Consider the following 9066-nt stretch of genomic DNA (forward strand, 5'->3'; position numbering starts at 1 on the left):
CCAAAGCCCAGGAAAGGACCACCTATGAACCGAACCGTATACCGCCTGCTGCTCCGGCTCACCGTACCGGAGGAGCGCACCACAGGCAACGACGAGCCCAAGGAGAACTGACCCATGCCACCGATTTCAATACCGCGCAAGCCCCTCACGCTGATCAACCGGGTATCGGCCATCAATTGGAACCGCTTGGAGGACGACAAGGATCTGGAGGTATGGGACCGCCTGACGGGCAACTTCTGGCTGCCGGAGAAGGTCCCCATCTCCAACGACATTCCCGTCTGGCAAACCATGAGCGACGCCGAGCACACGCTCACAATGCGCGTGTTCACCGGCCTGACGCTGCTCGACACCATCCAAGGCACGGTGGGGGCGGTTTCGCTGATCCCCGACGCGCTCACGCCGCACGAGGAGGCCGTGTACACGAATATCGCGTTCATGGAGTCCGTGCACGCCAAGTCGTATTCCTCCATCTTCTCCACGCTGTGCTCCACCGCCGAGATCAACGAGGCCTTCGCATGGAGCGAGGAGAATGAGTTCCTGCAGAACAAGGCGCGGATCGTACTCGACTATTACGAGGGGGACAATCCCCTCAAGCGCAAGGTCGCCTCGACGCTGCTGGAATCGTTCCTCTTCTACTCGGGTTTCTACCTGCCGATGCATTTCTCCTCGCACGCCAAGCTCACCAACACCGCCGACGTGATTCGACTGATCATCCGCGACGAAGCCGTGCACGGCTATTACATCGGATACAAATACCAGAAGGGTCTCGAGCGGGTCTCCCAATCCGTGCGCGACGAGATGCGAAGCTACACATACGATCTGCTCAACGAGCTGTACGACAACGAGGTGGAGTACACCGAATCACTGTACGATCCGGTCGGGCTGTCCGACGACGTGGAGAAGTTCCTGAGATACAACGGCAACAAGGCGCTGATGAACCTGGGATATCCGGCCCTGTTCCCCGCGGAGATCTGCGACGTCAATCCGGCGATCCTGTCGGCTCTGTCCCCCAACGCCGACGAGAACCACGACTTTTTCTCCGGATCCGGTTCCAGCTATGTCATGGGCAAAGCCGTCGAAACCGACGACGACGACTGGAACTTCTGAGCTTCGCCAGCCGCGGCAGCAACAAGGCGCCCGGCCCGGGATGGCAAACGCCAATCCCCGGGCCGGGCGCCTCCGTTATATCCGTCAGACCTCGTAATAGCCGTCGGCGGACAGACGGGCGTCGGGATTCAGCAGCATGGCCTTTTCAACCTCATGGTGGTCATATCCCCTGCCGTCCTCGTGGAAGCGGCGGTTGTCGATCGGCTCGTACAGCGCGGCACGGCCCATCATGCCCTCCTCAAGACGACGCCGGCCGGCGGCCAGACGGGCGTTGGCGCGCGAACGCCACTCGTCGAGCGCGGCCACGCCCTCGCTTCTGGCCACGGCGGCCTCGAAGGCGCCGGGATTGACGATCGCGACGAAACCGCTGACATGGCCGAAGCCCAGCGAAGTGGCCAGACCGGCCTTCACCGTGCCGACATGCAGGGGCTTGCGCAGCCAGACCATATGATCGTCGCGGGCGAGCTTCGGATCCACGCAGTCCAGAGCCGCGTTGGCGGGAATGACGCCGGAGTTGAACAGCTGGGTCAGGCCGTTGACCTGGAAGATGCAGGCGCCGCCCTTCGCATGACCGGTCAGGGTCTTCTGCGAGATCACGAACAGCGGGTTGCCGTCGGTCCGGCCGATGGCGTGGGCCAGCGTGTTGTGCAGCTCCGATTCGTTCGGATCATTGGCATTGGTGGACGTGTCATGCTTGGAGACCACGGCGATGTCGTCCGGCGTGACGCCGAGACGGGCCAGGTCGCGCACCAGCTTGGAGCCCCTGCCGCCCATGCCGGCGGCGAGGGCGCCCAGTCCCGGCGCCGGAATGGAGGTGTGCGCGCCATCCGCGTAGGAGTGGATGAAGCCCACCACGCCGGCGACCGGCAAGCCCATCTTCAGCGCGATATCGCCGCGCGTCAGCAGGATGGTGCCGCCGCCCTGGGATTCCAGGAAGCCACCGCGACGACGGTCGTTGGCGCGCGAGAAGAAGCGCGCGTCGATGCCCTTGTCGTACATCTCCTGCGAATTGGCGGTGGCGTTCATGTTGCCGAACCCGATGACGGATTCCACGCCGATGTCGTCGATCGCACCGGTCACCACGAAGTCGGCCTTGCCGAGGGCGATCTTGTCGAAGCCCTCTTCCAGCGACACCGCGGCGGTGGCGCAGGCGGACACCGGCTGGATCATATTGCCGTAGCCGCCGATATACGACTGCATCACATGCGCGGCCACCACATTCGGCAGCGCCTCCTGCAGGATGTCGGTCGGGATCTCGTGGTTGAGGAAGCGGTCGAGATACAGCTTGCGCATCGACGCCATGCCGCCGAAACCGGTGCCCTGCGTGCTGGCCACCATCGAGGGATGCACGGCCTGCAGCACCTCGGCCGGGCTGAAACCGGCGGACAGGTACGCATCCACCGTGGTGACGATGTTCCATAGCGCGATCTCGTCCACATCACCGACCATGGAGGCCGGAATGCCCCACTTGACCGGATCGAAGCCCTTGGGGAACTGACCGCCCACGGTACGGGTCATGGTGGCGCGGCGAGGCACGCGGATCATCGAGCCAGCATGGCGGGTGACGTTCCACTCGCCGGACTCGGCGTCGGGGGCGATGGAGGTGTGGGCCTCGTCAAGCTTGACGTATTCCCTCGCCACATCCTCGTTCGGCACGGAGAACGTGACGTCATGATCGAGGAAGACCTCGGACTCCTCCTCGTCGGCACCGTCCTTGTAGTCGGCTCCCATGCCCTCCTCGAAGGGACGGATGCCGGAGCGGGCCACAACCTCGTCATGGTAACGCTCGGCGATGTCCTCCTCGGGCACAAGGTTGCCATCGACGTCGTACCAGCCCGGCTTCGGACTGTCATGCCAAGTCAGCAGACCCATATTCCAGGCGAGTTCGAGCACCGCGCCCGCGGACAGATCGACGCTGCCGTCGGAGTGGATGCCCAGCTCGGCCTCGAATCTGGTGCGGCCGGACCCCCACGGACCCAGCTCGCCCACCGACACGATGACGATTTCATCCTCGGGACGTGCGGTGACGTTTTGCCAATCGGCAAGATCCACCGGCGCCTGATGCGGCACATGCGGGCTCGGCAGGGCCTTCAGAACCGCCGCGGGGGAAGCGGACGGCGTCGACGCGGAAGCCTGCCCGGCATTCTCTTCGGACCGCTTCGCGGCGTCGGCAAGCGCTTCGGCACGCAATGCCCTGATGTCGATCGGCTCGCTGCCCAGCCCACCGGTCAGATCCACGTCCAGCGGATGGTCGGCGGCCTCCTGTCGCGCCTCGGCGGTGCACAGATCCAGCAGCTTCGACGCCATATCGGCCGTGGAGTAGGTCTTCAGGCCGTGTCGCTCGACCACCTCGACGAGCGGATCGTTGCCGCCCATCAGGCCGGTGCCCCGCACCCAGCCGATCTTCGGGTGGGCGAAGGTGACGCGGGACGACCACGCCTTCTCGGAACGGGCGCGGTTGACGATGGCGTCGAACGCGGACTTCACCTCGCCGTACGCGCCGTCGCCGCCGAAGATGCCGCGGTTCGGCGAGCCCGGCAGCACGACATGCAGCGCGTGCTGCACGTCGGTGTCGGCGCCGATCGCGGAGAATCCGGCGATGGCGCGCTCCACGCTCCACAGCATCAGACGCGCCTGCGACTCGAACAGTTCGCCCGAATCGGCCAGGGTGCCGTGCACCGGCGGGGCCGCGAACGGGAAGAACAGGCTCGGCTCGTACGCGGGCTTGAGGATCGTGGTGGTCGCGCCGGTGGTCTTCTTCTGCACATTGCCCACCCAGTCGACCAGCGCGTCCACGTCGCGATAGCTCGACAGGTTGGCCGGCACCAGCCACAGTTTCGCGTCACCCGCCGCGTGCGCGCGGTAGGTGCGCTTGGCCCATGCCTTGACGCTCGGCCTGAAGCTGTGCGACGTGGCGATCACGGTGGCGCCGCCGGCCAGCAGGCCGTTGACCACCTGGGCGGCGATGGAGTTCGGCGCCACGCCGGTGACCACCGCCACATCGCCGGCAAAGCGCCGGGCGGCGTCCGCAACCGGTTCGAGGGCCTCGGTCGCGATGCGCTCATAGTCGGCGGCCAGTTCGACCTTGCCGGCCCGCCGCGCGAGCTGTGCGAACCAGGCGGCTTCATCCGCCACGGCCTTGCCCAGTCCGGCGAAGGAGTCCTCAAGCGCGGCGGTCTCGCCGTTGTAATAGGCGTCGGCCAGATCCTCACGGGCGGAAGCCCACCGGTCGTCGAACAGGATCGCCTTGCGCGCGTCGAATCGCGGCGCCACCTGGGCGGGCCAGTCGGCGCCCAACTCGGCGGTCACGGCCTCGACCACCGCCGCGTTCTCGTCCCTGCCGGGTTCGGGCGCGGGAGCGGCCACGCCGAGTTCGCCCAGCAGGTAACGGGCGGTGGCGGCCAGTACGCCGTTGGCGCCGGTGACCTTCTGCGCGAAGGCGTCCAGCGCGGCGGAGTCGACCATGGCGCCACCTGCGGCGGCGTCTGCGGACGGCTTCGACACGGTGACGCCCTTTGACTGGGCGGCCACTTCAACGGCCGCATCGATGAGCTTGTCGGCCTCGGCCTTGCTCTGCACGGCCTCGGTGGGCAGCTTGGCCAAATCACCGCCGCGGGAGCTGGCGCCTTCGCGGGTGTCGAGCAGCAGGGCGGACAGCACGGCGGCCACCCAGCCCTCGCCCAGCCGCCAGACGCCCAGCACCCTGTCGCGGATGTACGACTGCTTGACGCCGGCCGCGCCGAACAACGAGCGCACGCGGTCGCGCAGGGCTTCCGACAGCACCGCGCCGAACGGCTTGTAGTTCGGAGCGGCCTTGTTGACGATGGCGGCCAACTGGGTGAGCGTCGCCTCGGCCGCGCCGTCCACGCTGGCCACGCCCAGCTCGGAGCTGATATCCATCAGCAGCTGGTTGCGGCGCGACGACACGCCGTTGGTCAGGGTGTCGGTGGTGTCGTTGGCGCCGATCTGATCAAGTCGCACCTTGGTGGAGTAGGCCATCAGCACACCGATGGCGTCGGAGGCGGTGAAGGGAATGTCGTCCGGCGTCTTGCCGTCGGAGCCTGAGTTCAGATCCGCCACCACGGAACCGGACGGGGTACCGGCGGGAGCGGACGCGACGGAGGGCGCGGGGGAAGCGGGGGCCGACGCCTTCACGGCGGCGGCGTCCTTCATCTGCGCCGGGGCCTCCGATGCGGCGGCCGGCGTCTCATCCGCCGTCTCGTCATCGTCGATGCGCGCCAGGGGATCGGTGTCGGTGTAGTACACACGGCCTTCATCGCGCCCCACGTTGTACACGCCGACATGGCGGTTCGAGAACTCCGGCAGCTTGAGGGTCTTGGCACCGAGGTTGGCCAGGGTCGGGGCGTTGCCCAGTCCGACCTCAACATACCGCTCGACGCCCAGTCCCCCCTTCGACTCGTCGCCGAACATCAACGCCTGGGTTTCGATCCAACGCACCGGGGATGCGAACTGCCAGCTCAGCAGCTCGGTGAGCAGCAGACGCCCGAGCTTCTGATCGTCGGCCGCATAGGAATCCCACACATCGGGTCGCTCCAACGCTTCGCGGATGCGCTCGGAGGGCACCACGTCGAGAATCCTGGCCGCGAACTCCCTGGTCATTTCGAAGGGCACGGCCACCAGATTCGGAATGTAGCGCCCAACCAGGCGGCTGTAGTCGATATGGGCGGGCAGCAGCGCGTCGAGCTTGTCGCGGAACTCGGGCACGCCCTTGCGCAGCAGCGTCGAATGGAACGGCACGTCGATGCCGGGCACCAGCATGAACGGCGGTTTGCCGCCATACTCCTTGGCACGGCGGGACGCGTCGGCCTTGAGGTACTTGAGCCCCGCGATCGTACCGGCAACGGCGTACTGCTGACCGGCCAGATTGTAGTTGACGATCTCCAGGAACTCGCCGGATTCCCGGGCGACCTGGGCGATGTACTCCTTGACGTGGGCGTCGTCCACACCGAACTGGTTCGGGCGAAGCGCACCCATGCGGAAGTTGGAGCGCCCCTGGGCGTCGCGCTCAATGAGATGATGCATGGTGGAACCGCGGTGGAACACCAGCTCCAGTACGGTTTCCAGCGGAATCACGCCGGCGAACGCGGACAGCGCGTTGTACTCGCCGAGGGAGTGGCCGGCGAAGTAGGCGGGCCAGATGTCGGCGCCGGATTCGCGCAAACGGGCGGTCTGGGCGAAGGCCACGGTGGCGAGCGCCACCTGGGTGAACTGCGTCAGGTTCAGCAACCCATCGGGATGATGGTAGGTGACGCCGTTGGCGGTCAGTTCCTTGGGATTGTCGCGCACCAACGCGAGGATCGAGAAGCCCAGCCTGGAACGGGTCAGTTTGTCGGCGCGCTCCCACACCTCGCGGGCGGCGGCGGACTTGGCGCGTTCGTCGAGCACCATGCCCTGCTTCTGAATACCCTGGCCGGGGTAGACGAACGCCGCCTTCGGGGCGCGGATCAGCGCGGTGCCGCGGGAAACCAGCTGGCCGCCAATGCGGCAGGTGACCTCAAGCGCCAGACCGCCATGGCGTACCTTGCCCACGCGTTCAACGGAGATCTCCACCACGTCGCCCAGCTGAACCATGCCGTACATGTTGTAGGTCCAGCCGGCGATCTCGTAATGGGCGCCCTTGTCGTCGAACGCCTGCGCCACGTGCTGTGCGGTGGCGGACAGCCACATGCCATGCACCAGCGGCGCCGAGAGGCCGGAAATGGCCGCGCCCCGCCTGGAGGTGTGGATCGGGTTGAAGTCTCCGGAGGTGCGGGCGAAGGCGGTCATGTCCGAGGGGGCCGTCACCTTGACTCGACGCATCAGACGCCTTGGCGTCGGTTCGATGTCATCATGCTTCGCATCGCCGTATTCGGGGGCGTCGCCCGGCAGCGCATCGGAGTAGACGCGGCCGCGGATGGCGAACCGCTCGGTTTCGCGGGCCAGCAGCGTGCCGTCCTGCGCGGTATGGGTCACGTGAATGGTCACGACGCGACCGGAAGCCGATTCGAAATAGTCCTCGGCCCGACTGGCCAAGGTGATCCGCTCGCCCACATGCCTGAGCAGCTCGTCCTCGGTGACTTCAAGCTCGATCAGATGATCCAGATGAACGGCATTCAGCAACCCCTCGATCACCGGATAACCGTCGACATACACCGATCCGAGCGCGGCGTAGATAGCCGGCCAAGCCGGACCGACCAGCGCGTCGGGGGCGATCGTGGTCGTCTTGAGATCGCCGGGCAGTGTCCCCGCGGTGGCGGCCTCGTGGTCAAAGCCGAGGTTGGCCGACAGGGTGTAGCTGGCGTGCGCGACGCCAAACGGCGCGTCGGAGGATGCCTTCCCGTTGCCGATGTACCGATGCTCGGCGTCGGCGACGCCGCCTTCGACGGCCGGCATGGCCTCGAGCTTGTCGCCGGTGATGGCCGTGTTGCCGATACCCGCGGTAGCGGCGAGCATGGCATAGACGTGATCGGTCAGTCGCTCGCGGTTGACCACGGGGAATCTGCCGGCCTCCGTGCCGTTGACGGTCAGGGGGATCACGATGTCGCGCACGGCGTGCTTCGACAGGCCGCCGTCCGGATCGTCATCCCAGTAGGTGTCGAGGTGGATGTCAAGGTCGAATTCCTCGCCCTGCTCGCCGCCGCCCAAGTACTTGAGCTCGTACTGACGGTCCCCGACTTCGGTGCCGTAGGCGGGGTTGGTGGTGGTGTGGCCCACCCACGAGATGTTCGGGCAGGAGCGGATGAAGGCTTCGGCGGTGGCCGCGCTGTTCAGTGTGGAGAACAGGTCATCGGATTCGTCGCCCGCCTTCGATTCGCCGCCGGCGGCACGTTCGACCGCGGCGGCCTCGAACCGGCCGAGAATATCGGCGATCGGCTCGTCCACGGTCGTGATGCCGGCCACCGAAACAGGCCCCGGGATCACTCGCACGGAGTCGGCGGGATACCTCGGGTCTTCGGACTGCCACAGCTGATCCTGACCCCACCAGCGCAGCAGGTCGTTGTCGATCTGCGGCACGAACGGCATGGGTTTGGGATATTCGCGAACCAGCGTCGGGAACCAGGCCACGTCGGCGGGTGTCACCCTGATCTCGCCGGCTCGCGGATAGGCCTCGGCAAGACGGTCGATGGCCGCGGCGGGATCGCCGGCCACATCCTCAACCGTGGCGAACAGTGAGGCGAATTCGCCGGATTCCCGGTCGTTGACGCGGGCCTCGATGCGATGCAGCAGGTGCAGGAAGCGCAGCGCATAGGTGTCGTCCGCCCAGGGGAAGCTCAATGCGGCGAAACGGCGGGCCCAGTCAAGGTAGGTCATCGTCGCCAGGTCGCCGAAATAGGGCTTGGCGGTTTTGTTCAGCGCGGCGATGATCTCGTCGCGGCGGGATTCCAATTCCTCGGGGTGCTTCATCACGCGCACCAGCAGGCGGCCGCATTCGGCGGAGGAATTCTCCAGCTCGTAGATGTCGGCGTGCAGATGGCTCAGGCCGGAGGCGACACCGCCCACCGAACCGCCGGCCGGCACCCACTGCTCGCCGGCGGGGGCGAACGGGTCCTCGTTCTTGGCGGCGGCGTCGGTGATGCCGGGGGTCCTGACCAGCAGCTGCTTCACCTCGGGGCTGGTATGCGCCTCCTTGGCGGTCATCGCCGCCGTGCCGACCAGCACGCCATCCACCGGCATATCCGGCAGATCGTGCACGCGGGCCCACTGGCCCGACAGGTAATCGGCGGCGCGACCAGGCGTGCCGATGCCGCCGCCGGCGACGAGCACCAGATTGGACTGGGCCCGCACTTCGGCATAGGTGGAGATCAGCAGGTCGTCCAGCGACTCCCAGCTGTGGTGGCCGCCGGCGACACCGCCTTCGACCTCAATGATGATCGTGACGGGTTCGACGGCCTTGGCGATGCGCACCACCTGACGAATCTGATCGACGGTACCGGGCTTGAACGCCACATAGGGCAGACC

At 66.5% G+C, this 9066-nt stretch carries 2 protein-coding genes; one reads left to right on the forward strand and one right to left on the reverse strand.

Annotated features, from left to right (window positions below; translation table 11 throughout):
* Positions 1 to 114: 114 nt before the first annotated feature.
* Positions 115 to 1107 (forward strand): class 1b ribonucleoside-diphosphate reductase subunit beta, encoded by a 993-nt coding sequence (gene nrdF, locus B2994_RS03610; RefSeq protein ID WP_291527020.1) that lies wholly within the window; start codon positions 115 to 117, stop codon positions 1105 to 1107.
* Positions 1108 to 1191: 84 nt separating this feature from the next.
* On the opposite strand, the gene B2994_RS03615 is transcribed toward nrdF, so the two are convergent.
* Positions 1192 to 9066, reverse strand: a 7875-nt coding sequence (locus tag B2994_RS03615; protein ID WP_291527021.1) for a type I polyketide synthase, incomplete at its 5' end; no start/stop codon positions are given.

It is taken from the genome of Bifidobacterium sp. UBA744 (assembly GCA_002298605.1).
Lineage (GTDB): Bacteria > Actinomycetota > Actinomycetes > Actinomycetales > Bifidobacteriaceae > Bifidobacterium.